Origin of the sequence: Hoyosella altamirensis (genome assembly GCF_014191505.1) — a bacterium.
GTDB classification, from domain to species: Bacteria; Actinomycetota; Actinomycetes; order Mycobacteriales; family Mycobacteriaceae; genus Hoyosella; species Hoyosella altamirensis.
Genome location: NZ_JACHWS010000001.1, coordinates 1751796 through 1768848, shown reverse-complemented (window position 1 = coordinate 1768848; position 17053 = coordinate 1751796). Strand labels below are relative to the sequence as shown.

Sequence of the window (17053 nt, the reverse complement as noted above, 5' to 3'; positions counted from 1 at the left end):
TCTGAAGGTGTCTGATCGTGCCACTGTCGACATGGACAGCTGGGTGTGCCCAGTCCCGCTGCGCGATTCCCCGAACATAGTCATGGGCCACGGCGGTGGCGGGGCGATGTCGGGCGAACTGGTCGAGCACCTATTTCTTCCCGCTTTCGGTGCTTCGGCGGTCGCTGGACTCTCCGATTCCGCTGTTGTTTCCGTAGGCGGAGTCCGGCTCGCGTTCTCGACGGATTCCTTTGTTGTAAAACCTATGACGTTTCCCGGCGGGAGCATCGGCGATCTTGCGGTCAACGGCACGGTAAACGACGTCGCAATGTCGGGTGCTCGTCCGCTCGTCTTGTCCACTGCGTTCATCCTTGAAGAAGGCACCACTCTCGCCTCGATCGCGCACGTGGCTGAGGCGGTCGGTGCTGCGGCTCAGATAGCCGGTGTCAAACTTGTCACTGGCGACACGAAAGTGGTGGACTCCGGGCACGGTGACGGTGTGTACATCAACACGAGTGGTATCGGAATCATCGACGAAGGCATCGATATCCGGCCAGAACGTGCGCGGCCGGGAGACGTGGTTATCGTCAGCGGTGATATCGGTGTGCACGGCGTGGCAATACTCAGCTGCCGGGAGGGGCTCGAATTCGGAACGACCATCCGCAGCGATACAGCGGCGCTCAATGGGCTCGTCGCAGACATGATCGCTACGGGTGCCGATCTGCACGTTATGCGCGACCCGACACGCGGCGGCGTCGCGGCATCATTGAACGAGATCGCGCGTTCCGCCGGGGTGGGGGTGTCACTTTCTGAGCGTGCGCTGCCGGTACCCCCGGAAGTGCGAGATGCGTGCGGCTTACTCGGGCTCGATCCGCTGTACGTGGCGAATGAAGGGAAGCTTCTCGCTTTTGTCGATCCGGCTGATGCGGACAAGGTGCTCGCGGCCATGCGGAACAACCCGTTGGGCGGCCGCGCCGCGATAATCGGCTCGGTGGTCGCCGAGCACCCGGGAATGGTGGTGGCGAAAACCGGACTGGGTGGTACGCGGGTAGTCGACCTGCCTGCCGGTGAGCAACTGCCGCGGATCTGCTGAGGCGGGCATGAAGGCCGCAGAGGTTGCCTCGGGCGCTGCCCTGTTCGCGCGTTACGCGTACCCGCCGAACGAACTCGGATACTGCGGTCCCCCCGGTGTTACAGCCACGGTGCAGCAGTTGTCCGGGGCGCCTTCACCGGAGCAGGCCAGGATGTGGGCACGCAGCTTTGATGGCGCGTGGCCGTATCTGACGGAGATCGCCGCCGCATTCGGGAGTGCTGACCCGTTGCGCGCCGATGTGGTGGAGGCGTACTGGGTGGGCACCCCACTTCTCAAAGAGATTGATCCCGGTCGCCTGCTGAGCCGACTGCAGGACTCCTTTCGTGGGCAGGTTGGCAACCTCCTCGCATCCGCACGAAGCGCATGTGCGCACCACAGCTTCCATGTCTTCGTGGTGTACCCATGGGCGCGCATGCTCGATAAGGGTCCGGCTGCGCTGTCAGTTCTACAGAATTGCCGAATACGGTGGGGGAAAGTCACCGATGTGTCGGACGAAGAAGTGACCGTGCTGTCGCGCCCCCTCGAGTACAACGGTGCGCTGAGCCTCGGGGCGCCGACCGCTGAAACCGCGCGGTGGCGAGTCGCGGGCCAGCAACTGGCGGGACGCCCAATGGCCGGGGAAAGTGTTGCGCTGCACTGGGACTGGATATGTGACCGGCTCGAGCCTGGACAAACGGCGCAGCTGCAAACGTACACGGAGATGACGCTGCAGTGGGTAAATGAACTGCTAGGGCGCCACGGCTAGCAGCGATCAGGCAGTAGCAGGTGTCAGTTTGACGCGGGCGTTCGCTTTGCGTGGCGCGGGCGGAGCGAGCCGGTCGGACACCCAGGAGACCATCGGCACGATGGCCGGCATGAAGGCGGGAGAGAGGATGAGGAGGATCATGCCGACGAGGTGCATCCAGAATGGATCCATGGTGTGTTAATCCTTACGTTGCGGACAGATGCTGAAGATGTGTAACAGCGTAGGACGAACACGGGAAAGGTGTCAATAGAAGACACGAATTTGACCAGTGTGTGGACATCAATGGTTATGCGTAGTAACCGCGTGGGCGCGGGTGATGGTGATGTATCAGCGAGAGGCGCTCAGGCGAGCAATCGCCGTGCGACGAGACGGATCTGCTGCGCCGCGTCCTCGGGATTTCCGAGCGGCGAAAGCAGATGGCTCAATGTGAGGCGAACCCCCACCTCGACGGCGCATTTGATGTCAGATTGCTGAAGTTCAAGGCCCGAATAGACAGCAGCGGCGGCATCGCTGATCGCTTCGATCGCACGAGCCATGACGGGACCAGTTTCACCCGAAAGCAGGGGCAGCAGTTCCGTATCTCCGCCCGCGCTCCCCGCCGCAATTGCCCGGATCAGAGGGTTCCCGGCGCCGCTGATCAGGGTTGCTTCTGCAGCCGCGCCTATTCCGTCGGCCAGCGAAGCGGGGTGTATCCGGAACTGCGCGGCCGCACCAGAGACCAAGCGATCCGCCTCACGCGTTACCAGTGTCTCGCCAAGCGCGTGTTTGGCCCCGGTCTCCCGATAGAGGACTTGGCGGCTGACACCCACCCGCTGAGCGATCTCCGACATTGTTACCGCACCCCAGCCGCGTTCAGCAGTGATATCGCTTGCCGCGTCGAGGATTCTGTCGCGCAGCATCTGACGCACCTCGGCCTGAAATGTGCGGGACTGCTCCATGCCCTGATCCTACGACGGGTCTGCAGCGACGGTTCGAGTGGTCCAATTTTCAGCTTTCGGAATCGCTTGCGCAGAGGCTCTGCCGGCCGTAGGTTGACATTGCGGCGCTCGCCCCAGACCCCGGTGATGTGACGCGAATTTAGCTACTCACAGTTGAGTCTGGAGTTTCTGTCCTAGCGCTTGTGAAGGATGGTAATGAATCCACCGGGGAATGCGTCCTTCGACGCATCAGAGGATCTCAGAATGGTGATCAATGAGCTCGCCAGGGAATTCGAAGACGAGGCGGCGCCTACCTTTCTGGAGAGGCTTCGACGTTTCTTCCTTCCCTGTTACGGCGCACGAGCTAACGCTTCGGATGCGATTGATTCACCACCGATGGGCCGCAACTGGAGTGCGTGACATTGCGGTTAAATCTTGAGGTCAAAGCGCACAACCCGCTCTGCGACATCATGCAATTTGAGGCCCAATCTGCGCGAATGCTTCCGCATCTCCGCGAACGCCGCGTCTGGGGTGATTTTCCGCTGATTTGCGAGCACACCTTTGGCCTGTTCGATGATGACACGCGAGTCGAGCGCTCGCTGCAACTGCGCCGCAAGTTCTTCGTGCTGACGGATTTTCGAAGCGTTGACGAGATACCCCGTCGCCATGTCCGCGAGAACTGCAGCCACATCGAGCTCGCTTTTTGTCCAGGTGTGGATATCGGTGGAGTAGATGTTCAGCGCGCCTACGTGTTCATCGCCGATCTGCATGGGAATCCCGGCAACCGAACGTATGCCCTGTTCAGCGGCCATAGTCGCGTAGGTCGGCCACCGTGCGAGGTGTTCGGTGATGTCAGTTGCCACGACGATGTCGCCGCTCAGGTAGGCGTCGTAGCACGGCCCGGACTTTTCCCTTTCCTGGCACCGTTCGAGCTGCTCGACCAGAGGGTTCAGGGATCCGAGAGAGTCGACGTAACGAAGGTGATTAGCAGAAGCGAGGGTGACACCAGCTCCGCTGACGTCGAGCACCCCTGTCACGGATCCGACAAGTTCGTGGATGGCAGTTTCCGCCTCGTAGGGCGACACGAGAACTCTCGTGAACCGCCTTAACGCGTCAAGAAATTGCTGCTGGTTATACATCACTACTCTCATGCAGCGCTTTCACCTAGATTACGCTGATTAGACCGGAGAGACCATACATGACGGAACTTGGTGGCGGCGCGAGGATTTCCAGCGCAGGAGAGCCCGACAAATCGGATCAGATCAAGAAGTACGTCGCGGAGCATAGGCGGCGCGGATCGATCTGGGAGGTGCAAATACTGACCAGCGGGGCGTCGGGAATTCAGCAGATCAGTGACACCGTGATCTCCTGCGATCTCGACCTGGCGATGGATCAGTTGTGCACTCGTGTAAGTGGCCGTGAGCAATTTGGCGAGGGCATGTTCGTGATCGCGGCGCCTTTCGCCGTCGAATCGGCGACCTTTAACAGTACGCCCAGTGGGAAGCCGCAGAAGGTGCTTGTCTCACGGCTGAAGTCGCTTGCGGAGGAACGGCGTCTGGCGTGGGATGGCTGGCGTTTCTTGTCTCACGACGAACCGCTCAGTCGCGGGTGGCGGGATGCGGAAGGCTGAGGGGATCTACGGCCCCTTAAGCGAGGGGATCGAGACCGCCGCGCCGGGTGAAATTAGAGGACGCGTCCGTTCGTGACAGAATGGACGCCCGTGAAGACTTTCGAAGCCCTGTTCGCCGAATTGCAGGACCGCGCAGCGACCCGCCCAGAAGGGTCCGGCACCGTTAAGGCACTCGACGCTGGCGTGCACGCGCAGGGCAAGAAGATTCTGGAAGAGGCCGGTGAAGTGTGGCTAGCCGCCGAATACCAGGGGGACGCAGAGCTCTCAGAGGAGATTTCTCAGCTCCTGTACTGGGTGCAGGTTCTCATGGTGGGACGGGGACTGTCTCTCGAGGATGTCTACCGACATCTGTGATGACGCGCCGCGCCATCACCACTACTCACCCCCCACCCACACGTTGAAGACCTCTGAGGAAGTTCACATGTTGCGAGTTGCTGTACCAAACAAGGGCGCACTTTCAGAATCGGCTGCGGAGATTCTCTCTGAAGCGGGGTACCGAACCCGTTCGGACAGCAAGGACTTGACCGTTCTGGATCCCGTGAACCAGGTCGAGTTCTTCTTTCTTCGCCCGAAAGACATTGCGATTTATGTCGGCTCCGGGGAACTAGATCTTGGAATTACTGGCCGGGATCTGGCTACTGATTCGGGTGCTCCGGTTCGTGAGCGCCTTGCCATGGGGTTCGGACGTTCGACGTTCAGGTACGCGGCACCGCAAGGGCGTGAGTGGACAGTCGAAGATCTGCAGGGGCTGCGTATCGCCACGTCCTATCCGAACCTTGTTCGCGCTGACCTTTCCCGCCGGGGAGTCGATGCTACTGTCATCCGGCTCGATGGTGCCGTCGAGATTTCGATCCAGCTCGGAGTGGCGGACGCTATCGCCGATGTCGTCGGTTCAGGCCGCACATTGCGTCAGCACAACCTCGCGGCTTTCGGTGATTCGCTATGCGATTCAGAAGCGGTTCTCCTGGAACGCGATGGCGACGAGCCGAGCACATCTGCTCGGGACCAGCTTGTCGCCCGCATCCAGGGGGTCGTGTTCGCCCAGCAGTATATGATGCTGGACTACGACTGCTCACAGAACCTCCTCGAAGCTGCAACAGCCATCACGCCAGGGATTGAGTCGCCGACTGTGGCACCGCTGGCCGAGCCCGGATGGGTCGCCGTCCGTGCAATGGTGTCGCGGCGCAGCGTCAACCAGGTGATGGACGACCTCTCCGCACTGGGCGCCAAGGCCATCCTTGCGTCGGACATCAGGTCGTGCAGGCTGTAGCGCGTCAGCTGGTGACGCGTCTTTCCAGGCCGTCCAGCATCACGGCGATCTTCTCGTCGAGCCATCCACGCCCGTACCAGCCGGAGTCGTCCGCGACGACTTCGGTCAGGATCTCGGGGCGTGACCAATCGGCCCTGAAACGGTCTCGAGTGGTGATCCCCTCACCTGCAGGCTGATCGAGCCGCGCCATCTTTGAGTAATTAGTCAAGGTCAGGTCTGAGATGAAGTCCACGGCCAGCATCGCGTCATGCACACTGAACCCTTGTCGCTGGATTCCGTCAACTATGCGCGCGGCCAGCTCGGTACCTTCCGGCGGGGTTCCTTGCACGGTCAGCATCGCTTCCGCGAGCCCGGGGTATTCGCTGAACATGTGCCACATCGAATCGGCCAGCCCGGTAAGCGTGTCACGCCAATGCTGCGAGCCGTCTGGCCATTGTGTTCGCGCTATCGCCGTCCCGATGCTGGCGACGAGTAGCGCATTTCGGTCGGCGAAATAGCGGTAAAGGGCAGAATGCGTCACTCCGAGGCGCTTCGCGACCGTCGGCATCGACGCATCCGAAAGCCCGGTTTCAAGAGCTGCATTGATGATGTCTGGTTCGTGAAGCGACCGTGGGCGTCCGGTCTTCTTCCCACTCTTCGTCGCCGCCATAAAGAGTGACTTTAGTCCCCAAACGTGCAAATGTCCGCTGGACGCGTCCAGTTACGAATGTTGCCAACGGAATTGGCTCCGCACGATGAATTCCGCCATCGAGTCTGGTCTGTCCTATGAACCCGCAAAGATTGTGAAGGGCGGGCAGCATCGAGAGAAGGTTTGAGCCCATGGCACGCATGCTTTTTGTCAATACGTACGTGAACGATGTTGTGGCCGCGAAGGAGTTCTTCGGAGCCCTGGGTTTCACGTTCAATGATCAGTTCAGCGACGATTCGACGATCTGTATGGTCGTGAATGAGCTGACGTGCGTCATGCTGATGACACCGGACCGATTCCAGGGCTTCATTGCGGACGAAATGTGTGACACGGCAACGGCGCGTGAGGCATTGCTGTGCATCTCCGCGGACACACGCGACGATGTTGACCGCATTGTTGAGACTGCACTGGAACGAGGCGGAACCAAGTGGATGGAGCCGCAGGATCACGGCTTCATGTATGGACGGGCGTTCCGTGATCCCGACAATCACGTATGGGAAGTAATGTGGATGGATCCGGCGGTCGCGGCGGGCGAGGCACCGGCTGAAGCGGCTACCGCGGGCTGATAAGCAGCGTTTGAGCGGATCGCCCCACCGGACCTTTCTCGTCGTAGATCACGGCGCTGCACATGCCGATTCCGTCGGGCCCGGCGGTCGTCTTGGCTGACAGCCCGATCCACTCACCTTCGGGGAGACGGTGGATGTGCACCGTGAGATCGGTGTTGAGGTAGGTCCACTCGCGGATGTCGAGTTTCGCGCCGATGCCGTTAGCCGAATCGACGATTGTGAAGAGACGTTGCAGCGGAGTCAGCGGTTCGTCGTCCACCAGCAGAACGCGTGGACGCCCCCATGTCTGCCCTGGTTTCCCAGAGCGGCTGGGCCGGCGGATCGACGACCATTCGATTGCGCTGATGTAGCCGGGGCCGAAGGTATGCGCTGGATCCCAGGGCTCGCCTTCATGGGGCGGAACCAGCGGGTCATGCACAACTCCGGGCGCATCAGCGACATGGGAAGTATCGCTGGTTTCCAGCCGCCAACCGTAGGCTTTCGCGACGGTTCGGAAGCCACCGTCTGCGCCTTCGGCCTGGAGTTCCGCACCAAGCAGCTGAATGCGGCGGCCCGGACGTTCGATCCACGTCCGGAGTCGGCACTCGGAAACCGGTAGGGGGCCAAGAATTTCGACAACCACCCGTGAGATCCGGGTGTTCGCGCGTGGCTCGAACTCCTCGAGAGCCTTGACAAGCAGTGCCGCAGGCGGTGAACCATGCTGGGTGGAATCCGACCAGACACCCACTGTGGCCTGTGTTGCTATGAAGCTTTGCCAGCCGTCAGCCGCTGGTCCACGTTTGTAAAACGGACCATTGCTGCTACTCATCGCCACCGCCCCAATCGTCTACCCGCGTCATGCGCTTCCCGCCTCTGGCCATCCAGGGTATGCGGGGGGTGTCCCACCGAACGATGGGCAGTGGGACTTGTGATCGCACCAATCGCACAAACGGCCGGGGCTGGGACGAAAGTCGCCCGAATCACCAGCTGCTCGAATCGCGCTCCAGATGGCGGACAGTGTGCGCTCGAAGCGAAGAAGTTCCCCGGCTTCGGGCGCGTAGGTAAGCGTACGTCCATCACCGAGATAGATCAGCTTCAGCTGCGTTGGGACCACTCCGCGCACCCGATAGATCACCAGCGCATAGAACTTCATCTGAAAGAGGGCCTGGCCGGTACTCATCTCGCTTGGGCTGCGGCCAGTCTTATAGTCCACGACGCGTACCTCGCCGGTTGGGGCCACGTCAATTCGGTCGACGAACCCGCGGAGCGCCACACCGTCCTCAGTCTGCGCTTCCACCAGCAACTCGCACGATTCAGGATCAAACCGGGTGGGATCTTCCATTTCGAAGTAGCGGTGTACGAGTTGCTCGACCTCGCCGAAGAACGTGGTGCGTTCGTCGCCGATGAGTTCAGCAAGCTCCGGCGTTTCCGCGCATGCTTGCTCCCACACTGGCTGTATCAGCGATGTTGCTGTGCCGCGCTGGCGCTGCGCAGCAGGTAGCTCGTAGAGAGCTTCGAGAGTCGCGTGCACAACCGTGCCGCGGACTTGTGCGCGGCTGGGCGCTTCCGGCAGCCGGTCGATAGCCCGGAAACGGTAGAGCAGCGGACACTGTTTGAAGTCATTCGCACGCGACGGTGACAGAGCCAGGGGTCTGCGTACCCTCCCCGACGCCACTGCAGATGTCGCTGCCGACACCTCGGATGATCCGTCGGATGAACTGCCAGTACCGTTGACGGTGCGGGTTACGGGTGGTGCTGCGTCGGCATCACCGTTGGCAGTTGCTGGATTCATCACGTCTGACCTCACATAAGGCAGCGTATGCGCACCGTCTGACAACTTTTGGTAGCCCGGGCCGAGTTGAACGAAGGGAATTGCAGAAGCATGACAGCGCAAAGCGGGCCATTTCGTGAGGGTGACCGAGTGCAGCTCACCGACGCGAAGGGCCGCCGCTACACCCTTCTGCTCGCCGCGGGCGGAGAGTTCCACACCCACCGGGGATCGATTCCCCACGACGATCTCATCGGATCGGACGAAGGCAGTGTCGTGAAATCCGGAAACGGCACCGCGTACCTCGCGCTGCGGCCGCTACTCACGGATTACGTGTTGAAAATGCCGCGCGGAGCGCAAGTCATCTACCCGAAAGACGCGGCACAGATCGTGCATGAAGGTGACATCTTTCCCGGTGCGCGCGTCCTCGAAGCGGGCGCGGGCTCAGGTGCCCTCACGTGCTCACTGCTGCGTGCCGTAGGCCCGACAGGGACCGTCATTTCATACGAGGTCCGCGAGGACCACGCGGAACACGCCGTCCGCAACGTAGAGAACTTCTACGGGGAACGGCCCACGAACTGGAACCTCACAGTCGGGGATGTCGCGGAGTACGAAGGCCAGGTCGACCGGGTCGTGCTCGACATGCTGTCGCCATGGGAGGTGCTCCCTGCCGTTTCGAAGGCCCTGATTCCTGGCGGCGTCCTTATCGTCTACGTCGCCACAACAACACAGCTTTCACGCGTCGTCGAAGGACTGCGGGAACTGCAATGCTGGACCGAGCCTCGTGCCTGGGAGTCTTTGGTGCGGGACTGGAACGTCGTGGGGCTCGCTGTCCGTCCTGGACACCGGATGCAAGGCCACACCGCGTTCCTGGTGTCCGCGCGGCGACTCGCCGAAGGTGTCATCGCGCCCAAGCCGCAGCGGCGCCCCTCGAAGGGATGATGATCCGCTGAATGACATTCACCGAACATCCGGTAGTGGGTGTCCTGCGTGCGCGGCGATCAGCGCGGAGCACACCAGGGAAGCGGCATGACACCCACCGCGTAGCTTTTGTCGTCGAAGGTGGAGGGCCGCGCGGCGCCTACTCCGCCGGGATGCTCACGGCACTCAAAGCACTCGGATTGATCGATGCTGCAGATGCGCTGTTCGGCGTGTCCGCGGGAGCATTCAACGCAGCCTGGGTGCTTGCAGGCCAATCCGCGCTGGGCGCCTCCCTATGGTCAGACCCGGCTGTCACCTCCCAGACCTTCCGCGGGCGCAATGTGTTGCGCGGCCGTCCCATTGTCGACTCCACCCATTTGGTCCGCACTGTGTACACCCGTCAGGTGCGGATGAACTTCCAAGCGGTACTTGATCACCCCATTTCATTTCATCCCGTCGCCACCGACGCCGACACTGGTGAAAGCGTGGACCTGTGCCCACTGGTCTCCGACGTCGAGTCGCTGAAACTGGCGCTTGAGGCAACCTCCACGTTGCCGCTACTCGGCGGCCCACCCGTGAAACTCGGCGGAAGGCGGTTCGTCGACGCCGGGGTCAGTGAGCCGGTTCCTGTCCACCGTGCTCTTCAGTGGCAGGCCACACACATCCTCGTGCTGCGAACAAATCCGGCTACAGTCCGGCCCGAACCGATACCCCGGCACCAGCGCTGGTTCATGCGCGCATGGCTGCAGCGGCGCGCACCCGGCACAGTTGATACCTGGCTCGCTCGCTTTGAGCGTGAGATGGCAGACGATGACGTGCTCGAGAGGCACGAAACGAACGGTGCTAGCCCCTCAATACTGCAGATCCGGCCTCCCGACGGCGCCGCGGGCGGTATACGTGGCTTCCGCGATCTAGCCGGGATGCAGGCGGCAGTCGACATTGGGCATCGCGCGATGCTGGATGCTGTGGGATCGCTTCCAGAGAGTTGAGTCGCGCGCGGTGGAGCCGAGTGAGATAGCGTGCAACCGTGACGCCGTCCGATGCGCCATTAAGCAGAAGTCTGAGCCTCAGCGATTCAGTGGTAATCGGCCTCGCCGCGATGATCGGTGCGGGTATTTTCGCAGCGCTGGCGCCCGCCGCGCAATCCGCCGGACAGTACCTCCTTGCCGCACTCGCGATCGCCGCGGCTGTCGCGTACTGCAACGCCAACTCCTCGGCGCGGCTAGCAGCGATCTACCCGAGCTCCGGCGGAACCTACGTATACGGCCGCGAACGGCTCGGTGAGTTCTGGGGCTACCTCGCCGGCTGGGGTTTCGTAGTAGGGAAAACCGCCTCGTGCGCGGCGATGGCACTGACTGTCGGCACGTACGCGTGGCCCGGCCACGAAAAGCTCATCGCAGTGGTAACAGTCGTCGCTGTCACCGGGATCAACTATGCGGGTGTACAGAAGTCCGCCCGTGCCGCGCGAATCATTGTCGCACTGGTACTCCTCGTGTTACTCGGAGTTGTCGTCATCTCCTTCATCGAAGCGGGAGGACCACACCTGCCCGCAAGCACGGCCACAATCGGAGTCGGGGGAGTCCTGCAGGCTGCAGGCCTGCTATTTTTCGCGTTCGCCGGGTACGCGCGGATCGCAACACTAGGCGAAGAAGTCCGCAACCCAGAACAGACGATTCCCAGAGCAATCGGTATCGCGCTGGGTATCGCGCTCGGTGTCTACGCCGTCGTCGCGTTCGCGGTGCTGTCAGTTCTGGGCGCAGACGGGCTCGCGGACGCGGCAGACCCGCTCGCCCGTGCAGTCGCTGCAGTCACCGGCGCGGAACAGGTCGTGCGCGTGGGTGCGGTTGTCGCCGCCGCAGGAGCACTGCTCTCGCTTGTACTCGGCGTGTCACGAACGACGTTCGCAATGGCGCGCGACGGCCACCTGCCCCAACCGCTCGCGGTCGTGCACCCGCGGTTCCGCGTGCCGCATCGTGCGGAACTGGCAGTAGGGGCCATCGTGATTGTCCTGGTCCTGGCGACGGACCTGCGCGGCGCGATCGGCTTCTCGTCATTCGCTGTCCTGACGTATTACCTCATCGCGAACCTGTCGGCATGGACCCTCTCCCGTCGCGTCCGGTCGCGGATCGTGCCCACACTGGGTGCGATCGGGTGCGTTGTCTTGGCGTGCACACTGCCCACTGCCTCCGTTGTGGCTGGGGCAGTCGTACTGCTGATTGGGGCGGCGCTCTATGCGGGGCGCAGGCGAATGGCCGGTGGGCGGCAGCCACTCAGCTAAATCCAGCTGCGCAGGTCAATAGAAACGCGCGCAAAGTCCAGGTTTTCGTGGACGCCCGCAGATGGATTTGCGAGTGGTGGCGACCGCAATCAGGCCGTTGCTACGCCCAGGTCGTCGAGCAGGGAGCGAACGCGCCGTTCTATTTCGTCACGAATCGGGCGAATAGCGTCGATATTGCGTCCGGCCGGGTCGTCGAGAGACCATTCTTCGTACCGGCGGCCGGGGAAGATCGGGCAGGCGTCGCCACATCCCATTGTGATGACCACATCTGCTGCTTGGACAATTTCATCGGTCCACGGTTTCGGGTACTCGCCTGAGATATCAATGCCGCGTTCCGCCATCGCCTGGATCGCGGCGTTGTTGATTTCGTTTCCGGGTTCCGAACCTCCCGACCACGCAACGGCGTTCTCTCCGGCGAGTTGTTCGAAGAAGCCAAGTGCCATCTGAGAGCGCCCCGCGTTGTGGGTGCAAAGAAACAACACGGTTGGTTTGCCATCGTGATGCAGACCCTCCACGCGCGCGAGGGCTTTCAGCCGCTGCCTGGCGAAACGTTCAGCGAGGAGCGGAATGAAGTTGGGCACCGTTGCGGTGCTTGCGAACTGGTCGTACGACGAGTGCAGGAAGCGTTCGATCGTCTCCGGGCCGAAGACCCCCGTAAAGGCTTCTGCGAGACGGGTTGATGCGGTCCTGAGGGCAATCTGGTGGTCGATGGAAAGGTCGTTGCGGCCGAATTCAGTGGCGCCGAAGGACGGGGCTGACATGGAGGCTCCTATTTCGTGGATGGGTCGGTCGGTTGCTGGAATGTGGGCGCGACACGCGCGATGCGGCGGGACAGCTCATCGACGGCCTGGTCGAACGCCTCGTCGGTGTCGTCCCGAGCGGGATCAGGCACTGACCAGTGCAGCCGCTGCTCGTTGGGACTGAGTTGCTCATGCGCGTTGTCGCACACGGCGATAAGGACGTCGCCAGGCGCCCGCACTTCGTCGAGTCGCCGCGGGGTCATCGGGGTGAGGGGCAGGGCATGCCGTCGCGCCGCGGTGAGAGCCCGGGGATGAATTGTGCGGGCTGGATCTGTTCCCGCTGAGGTCGCGGGCACTGTGCTGTTCTGCGACCAGAGCGCCGTAGCGAGTTGCGATCGCGCAGAGTTGTGGGTGCAGACGAAGACCACGCGGGGGACAGTCCGGACCGTTCGCGGGAGCAGTGCTTCCAAGGTGCCGGGTACCAGTGTCCAGTAGGTCCGTCGGCGATCTGCTTCCGAGCGCCGCTTCCGCACGATATTGGCGCGTTCGAGCACGCCGAGATGGTGGGCGAGCAGGTTTGATTTCATTTCGAGGGCGGTCTGCAGTTCGGATGGCGACCGGTCACCCTCGGCGACGAGGTCGACGAGTTCCACGCGGGCAGCGTCGCCGAGAGCGGCGTGGATGGCCGCTCGCGCTGAGGGAGTTAGGTCAGTAAGCATTGACTCAAATAGTACTGACGTGATGTGCGGATGGCTAGTCCGATTTCGACGCACGCCAGAGCGGCGGCGCTACGATCCCAGCATGCGTATCCAGCCGCCGTCGCCAACTCCTGTGGCACTGAGCCCAGAAGAGTACGCAGCGGCGAAATCTCGCATCGGCCCTCCGGCGCAGGAGGCGCTCGCACTCGCCCGGTGGATCGTCGATAGCTCAGCAGTGCTGCTCACTGCTCCCGAGACACTCCGTGCAGCGGCGCTCAACCAGATTGAGATCCTGACCGGCGATGCCATTGGTGAACAGTTGCGGCGCACTGGGCTTAATGAGCTCAAACCGCTCGTGGACTCGCGGACGCGGCTCTCAGCGCTGGAGAACGCGGGATACCGCACGGTCGCCGATGTAGCGGACAAACCGGCGGCGCTCCTCACTCGACTGCCGGGGGTCGGAGCACATACTGCAGGCCAGGTGTGCGCAGCAGCGCGCAGCGTTAAGGATCGGCTCGCCAGCCAGACACACGTACGTTTCGACACCGTCATGCGCCCGCACCTGCATACAGAACTGCTGGCACTTCTCGCTGCCCTTCGACACGCTGACGCCACGGTGGCAGCGGTGGGGCCCGCGCTGAATGACCTGGCTGCCCGCATCGTCCCTACGGCTGACTCCGCTGCCCGCGCCACGAGCCGGTTCCGGATGTTCTTCTCCGCTCGCGCGACAAAACATGCGACGCTTTCGGCCTTGCGGGAACTTGAAGAGATTCTCGTGGATCCGGAGGTTCTGGCGCTACAGCAGACACTGATATCAGCGGGGCCTGGGTTAGATCCAGGCACATATCTACCGGACCAACTGTGGCGGGATTTCGAAAGCAACGCCGCAACGTTCTATGCGATTCTCGAGTCCCTCGGCGTCGGCAGAGAGCTGGATGGAGACGCCGCACGTGGATTCCTCGGTGACGACGACGCCCGCAGTATCGCCGAAACCGAACTCGACACCAGCCTGCTCACCGCGACGCTGCGCGGCTACCAGAAGTTCGGCGCCCAGTTCGCGCTGCAGCGCCGGTATGCCATCCTCGGCGACGAGATGGGACTCGGAAAGACGGTGCAGGCCCTCGCCGCGTTGACGCACCTCGCAGCCGGCGGCCACCGGTGGTTTCTTGTCATCTGCCCAGCCAGCGTCCAGGTCAACTGGCTTAACGAGATTCAGCGGCATACCGTCCTCGATGCGCACAGCCTGCATGGCAGGGATCGTGACGAAGCAGTGTTGGCCTGGCAACGGTCCGGGGGCATCGCTGTGACGACCTTCGGAACGGTGGGGAGTGTCTCGCTGCCGGAGACCGTCACACTATCGATGCTCATCGTCGACGAAGCGCACTATGTGAAGAACCCTGAGACGCAGCGCGCCTGGTTCGTCGGGCGGATGATCGGCCACGCGGAGCGCACGCTCTTCCTGACCGGAACCCCGATGGAGAACCGCGTCAGCGAATTTCGCAACCTCGTCGCGTACCTGCGGCCAGATGTTGCCGACCGGGTGACGGCAGCCGATGCTCTCACTGGTGCCCGAAAGTTCCGCAGAACGGTTGCGCCCGTTTATCTTCGGCGAAATCAAGAGGACGTACTGACTGAGCTTCCTGAGCGCATCGACATCGAAGAATGGGTGTATCTCAGCCCTGGCGACACCCGTGAATACCGTGACGCGGTCAGGAGCGGCAACTTCATGTGGATGCGTCGCGCAGCCTACAGTTCGTCGGAGTCAGCGAAGCGGGAGAGACTGCTGGAAATCGTTGACGAGGCGAATGAAGACGGTTTCAAAGTGCTCATCTTCTCCTACTTCCTCGATGTGCTCGAGAGAATCGGAAGCGCGCTGGGAAGTAAGGTGGCAGGCACGATTACGGGGGCGGTGCCTGCTCCGGAGCGCCAGCGTCTCGTAGATGCATTTACCGCACACCAGGGGCCGTCGGTGCTGCTGAGTCAGATCGAGGCAGGGGGAGTGGGCCTCAACATTCAGGCGGCGTCAATCGTCATTCTCACGGAGCCGCAGTGGAAGCCGAGCACCGAGGAACAAGCCATCGCTCGAGCGCACCGGATGGGCCAGGTCCGCGCCGTCCAGGTTCACCGTCTGCTGGCGAAAGACACAGTCGATGACCACATGCGTCAGATCGTTGCACGTAAACGGGAGCTGTTTGATGAGTACGCGCGCAAGAGTGCTTCAAAGGACGCGGATGCTCGATCAGTCGATGTAGATGTCGCGGATGATGAGCAGCGGATTGTCGAGGCGGAGCGGCAGCGGCTCGGTATCAAATAGACCAAGTCGCCGTCGGTAGTGCCACGATGGTGGCATGAGATCTCTTCAGGTCAGTGCGATTACTGATCGCGGTCTGCTGCGAGCACGCAATGAAGACGCGATCGCCGTCGGGCCCCTAATCAGTCAGGTTGAAACGGGGACCATCGCAACTGTCGAGCTTCCGCTCGACCGGCCGGTGGTACTCGCGGTCGCTGACGGGCTTGGCGGTCACCCAGCTGGAAACGTCGCAAGCTGGCTGACAGTCACCGAATTGGTGGAGTCGTCAGCAGCGTGGGAAACGCCTGGCGACATCAGCAAAGGGGTCGCAATGCTGCACACTGCGGTGCGGCGAGCAGCGAGCACATCGACCGAGTTCCGCGGGATGGGTACCACCTTCGCCGCGCTTGTCATCACCCAGAACACCGTCTACTGCGTCAACGTCGGTGACAGCCCAATCTTCAAGATCGAAAAGAATGACATGACTTTGGTGTCAATCGACGATGCGGCGCTGGATGCGGCAGGGCGCCCAACCCATGCAATCACGCAAGTCGTGGGGAGCAGCGAGTCGCCGGTGCCGCACGTTTCGGAGGTTCAGCCAGCATTAGGCCGTTTTCTGATCTGCTCAGATGGTGTGTCGGGCTTCACGAACCAAGAAGACATCGTCCGGGTCTGCCGGGAAAGCTCACCCGCTGATGCGCTCAGCGGGATCATCGGCCTCGTGCTCAGCAGTGGCGCGCGGGACAACTACTCGGCGCTGCTTGTTGATATCACGGAGTGACATTGCTGGAAGACGAAGCAATCGTGGCGCGGGCGTTCGGCTACCCCTACGACAGGCCCGCCGGCTCCTTTGTGTTTGAGGCTCCAGCTACGGTGCGCCCTTATGTTCCTCGGCAGATTGCCTTGAACTCGAGGACTCCGGTTCTGGCTGTCGGGTCGAATGCGTCTGCGGTTCAGCTGAATCGCAAGTTCGGGCGTAAGCATGCGCCGGGTCCTCCGATACCGGTGCTCGCTGCAGTGCTGACGGACCACGACGTCGTCTACGCGGCGCGCATTTCGCGGTACGGTGCCGTTCCCGGATCTCTTGCGCGCTCACCCGGCACGCAGATCGACGTCCACATCATGTTTCTCACGGACGCCCAGCGGGATGCACTGGATCGAAGTGAGGGCGTCAACGACGACATACCGGGTTATTCGGTCGCGGAGATCGGTCCACAGTTCGCCGCGTGCGAAGTGGAAGTATCCCTCCCGCTTCGTACATACCGAGCCACTCGCGGGCATCTCAACGCAGGTGGTGAGACCATCGCGCTGAGTGCGGTTCCAGCACACGGCCGGACGATGCGCGCCCTAGATGAGCGGACGATCCTCAGCCTGGTCGCGGAGAATTTCCGGCTTACCGCGCATGACCTCGTCGTGCGGACAGTTCGGGACGAAACCTTCCGCCGGCGGGTACTCGCGGAGCTCGCGCGCGACAGCATCCCTTATTAGCTG

20 protein-coding genes are annotated in these 17053 nt (G+C 62.1%); 12 read left to right on the top strand and 8 right to left on the bottom strand.

What is annotated here, in order from left to right; genetic code table 11:
- The first annotated feature begins 31 nt into the window (after positions 1–31).
- Together hypE and FHU29_RS08595 are read left to right on the top strand one after the other, a co-directional pair.
- Positions 32–1072 carry a hydrogenase expression/formation protein HypE gene (hypE, locus tag FHU29_RS08600; RefSeq protein WP_064439111.1) on the top strand — a complete coding sequence of 347 codons (1041 nt, stop codon included), beginning with the start codon at positions 32–34 and terminating at the stop codon, positions 1070–1072.
- A gap of 7 nt (positions 1073–1079) precedes the next feature.
- The gene (locus FHU29_RS08595; RefSeq protein WP_064438863.1) at positions 1080–1817 is read left to right on the top strand and encodes a DUF6390 family protein; all 738 of its coding nucleotides are present in this window, start codon (positions 1080–1082) and stop codon (positions 1815–1817) included.
- 6 nt (positions 1818–1823) lie between these two features.
- Here the strand turns inward: FHU29_RS08595 and FHU29_RS08590 are convergent, their stop codons facing one another.
- The 3 genes from FHU29_RS08590 to FHU29_RS08580 form a co-directional block, all read right to left on the bottom strand.
- Positions 1824–1988, bottom strand: a complete 165-nt coding sequence (locus tag FHU29_RS08590; protein WP_157094901.1) for a hypothetical protein — start codon at positions 1986–1988, stop codon at positions 1824–1826.
- A gap of 170 nt (positions 1989–2158) precedes the next feature.
- Complete coding sequence (locus tag FHU29_RS08585) at positions 2159–2755, bottom strand: TetR/AcrR family transcriptional regulator (RefSeq protein ID WP_064438864.1); 597 nt, start codon at positions 2753–2755, stop codon at positions 2159–2161.
- Positions 2756–3162: 407 nt separating this feature from the next.
- Positions 3163–3885 carry a GAF and ANTAR domain-containing protein gene (locus FHU29_RS08580; RefSeq protein ID WP_083962112.1) on the bottom strand — a complete coding sequence of 241 codons (723 nt, stop codon included), beginning with the start codon at positions 3883–3885 and terminating at the stop codon, positions 3163–3165.
- Positions 3886–3932: 47 nt separating this feature from the next.
- Here FHU29_RS08580 and FHU29_RS08575 point away from each other — a divergent pair, with 47 nt between their 5' ends.
- The 3 genes from FHU29_RS08575 (at position 3933) to hisG (ending at position 5634) form a co-directional block, all read left to right on the top strand.
- Positions 3933–4364 carry a hypothetical protein gene (locus tag FHU29_RS08575; RefSeq protein WP_064438867.1) on the top strand — a complete coding sequence of 144 codons (432 nt, stop codon included), beginning with the start codon at positions 3933–3935 and terminating at the stop codon, positions 4362–4364.
- Between the two features lie 90 nt (positions 4365–4454).
- A complete protein-coding gene (locus tag FHU29_RS08570; RefSeq protein ID WP_064439112.1) occupies positions 4455–4718 on the top strand; it encodes a phosphoribosyl-ATP diphosphatase in 264 nt (87 codons plus the stop codon).
- 67 nt (positions 4719–4785) lie between these two features.
- Positions 4786–5634 (top strand): ATP phosphoribosyltransferase, encoded by an 849-nt coding sequence (gene hisG, locus FHU29_RS08565; RefSeq protein ID WP_064438868.1) that lies wholly within the window; start codon positions 4786–4788, stop codon positions 5632–5634.
- A 4-nt stretch (positions 5635–5638) separates the two neighbouring features.
- Here hisG and FHU29_RS08560 read toward each other — a convergent pair whose 3' ends face one another.
- Positions 5639–6283, bottom strand: coding sequence for a TetR/AcrR family transcriptional regulator (locus FHU29_RS08560; protein WP_064438869.1), 645 nt, complete (start codon positions 6281–6283; stop codon positions 5639–5641).
- 170 nt (positions 6284–6453) lie between these two features.
- Between FHU29_RS08560 and FHU29_RS08555 the strand changes: the two genes are divergently transcribed.
- Entirely contained in the window at positions 6454–6888 is a 435-nt protein-coding gene (locus FHU29_RS08555; protein ID WP_064438870.1) for a VOC family protein, read from the top strand.
- On the opposite strand, the gene FHU29_RS08550 is transcribed toward FHU29_RS08555, so the two are convergent.
- Together FHU29_RS08550 and FHU29_RS08545 are read right to left on the bottom strand one after the other, a co-directional pair.
- Positions 6875–7696, bottom strand: coding sequence for a thioesterase family protein (locus tag FHU29_RS08550; protein ID WP_064439113.1), 822 nt, complete (start codon positions 7694–7696; stop codon positions 6875–6877). The two genes, FHU29_RS08555 and FHU29_RS08550, sit on opposite strands and share 14 nt — an antisense overlap.
- A 27-nt stretch (positions 7697–7723) precedes the next feature.
- Positions 7724–8662 (bottom strand): RecB family exonuclease, encoded by a 939-nt coding sequence (locus FHU29_RS08545; protein ID WP_157094922.1) that lies wholly within the window; start codon positions 8660–8662, stop codon positions 7724–7726.
- Positions 8663–8749: 87 nt separating this feature from the next.
- Here FHU29_RS08545 and FHU29_RS08540 point away from each other — a divergent pair, with 87 nt between their 5' ends.
- From FHU29_RS08540 to FHU29_RS08530, 3 genes are read left to right on the top strand one after another with little or no spacing between them, the layout of a single operon-like run.
- Positions 8750–9577, top strand: coding sequence for a tRNA (adenine-N1)-methyltransferase (locus tag FHU29_RS08540; RefSeq protein WP_064438871.1), 828 nt, complete (start codon positions 8750–8752; stop codon positions 9575–9577).
- An 11-nt stretch (positions 9578–9588) separates the two neighbouring features.
- Positions 9589–10545, top strand: coding sequence for a patatin-like phospholipase family protein (locus FHU29_RS08535; protein ID WP_064438872.1), 957 nt, complete (start codon positions 9589–9591; stop codon positions 10543–10545).
- Between the two features lie 38 nt (positions 10546–10583).
- Positions 10584–11834, top strand: coding sequence for an APC family permease (locus FHU29_RS08530; RefSeq protein WP_064438873.1), 1251 nt, complete (start codon positions 10584–10586; stop codon positions 11832–11834).
- An 89-nt stretch (positions 11835–11923) separates the two neighbouring features.
- Here FHU29_RS08530 and FHU29_RS08525 read toward each other — a convergent pair whose 3' ends face one another.
- Together FHU29_RS08525 and FHU29_RS08520 are read right to left on the bottom strand one after the other, a co-directional pair.
- Positions 11924–12595, bottom strand: coding sequence for an arsenate reductase ArsC (locus tag FHU29_RS08525; protein ID WP_064438874.1), 672 nt, complete (start codon positions 12593–12595; stop codon positions 11924–11926).
- Between the two features lie 8 nt (positions 12596–12603).
- On the bottom strand, positions 12604–13293 hold the full coding sequence (locus FHU29_RS08520) for an arsenate reductase/protein-tyrosine-phosphatase family protein (RefSeq protein WP_064438875.1): 690 nt from the start codon (positions 13291–13293) through the stop codon (positions 12604–12606).
- Positions 13294–13375: 82 nt separating this feature from the next.
- Here FHU29_RS08520 and FHU29_RS08515 point away from each other — a divergent pair, with 82 nt between their 5' ends.
- From FHU29_RS08515 to FHU29_RS08505, 3 genes are read left to right on the top strand one after another with little or no spacing between them, the layout of a single operon-like run.
- Positions 13376–15586, top strand: coding sequence for a DEAD/DEAH box helicase (locus FHU29_RS08515; RefSeq protein WP_232322863.1), 2211 nt, complete (start codon positions 13376–13378; stop codon positions 15584–15586).
- 34 nt (positions 15587–15620) lie between these two features.
- The gene (locus FHU29_RS08510) at positions 15621–16343 is read left to right on the top strand and encodes a PP2C family protein-serine/threonine phosphatase (protein WP_064438876.1); all 723 of its coding nucleotides are present in this window, start codon (positions 15621–15623) and stop codon (positions 16341–16343) included.
- Entirely contained in the window at positions 16340–17050 is a 711-nt protein-coding gene (locus FHU29_RS08505) for a hypothetical protein (RefSeq protein ID WP_157094903.1), read from the top strand. Before FHU29_RS08510 ends, FHU29_RS08505 begins: the two co-directional genes overlap by 4 nt.
- Positions 17051–17053: the final 3 nt, after the last annotated feature.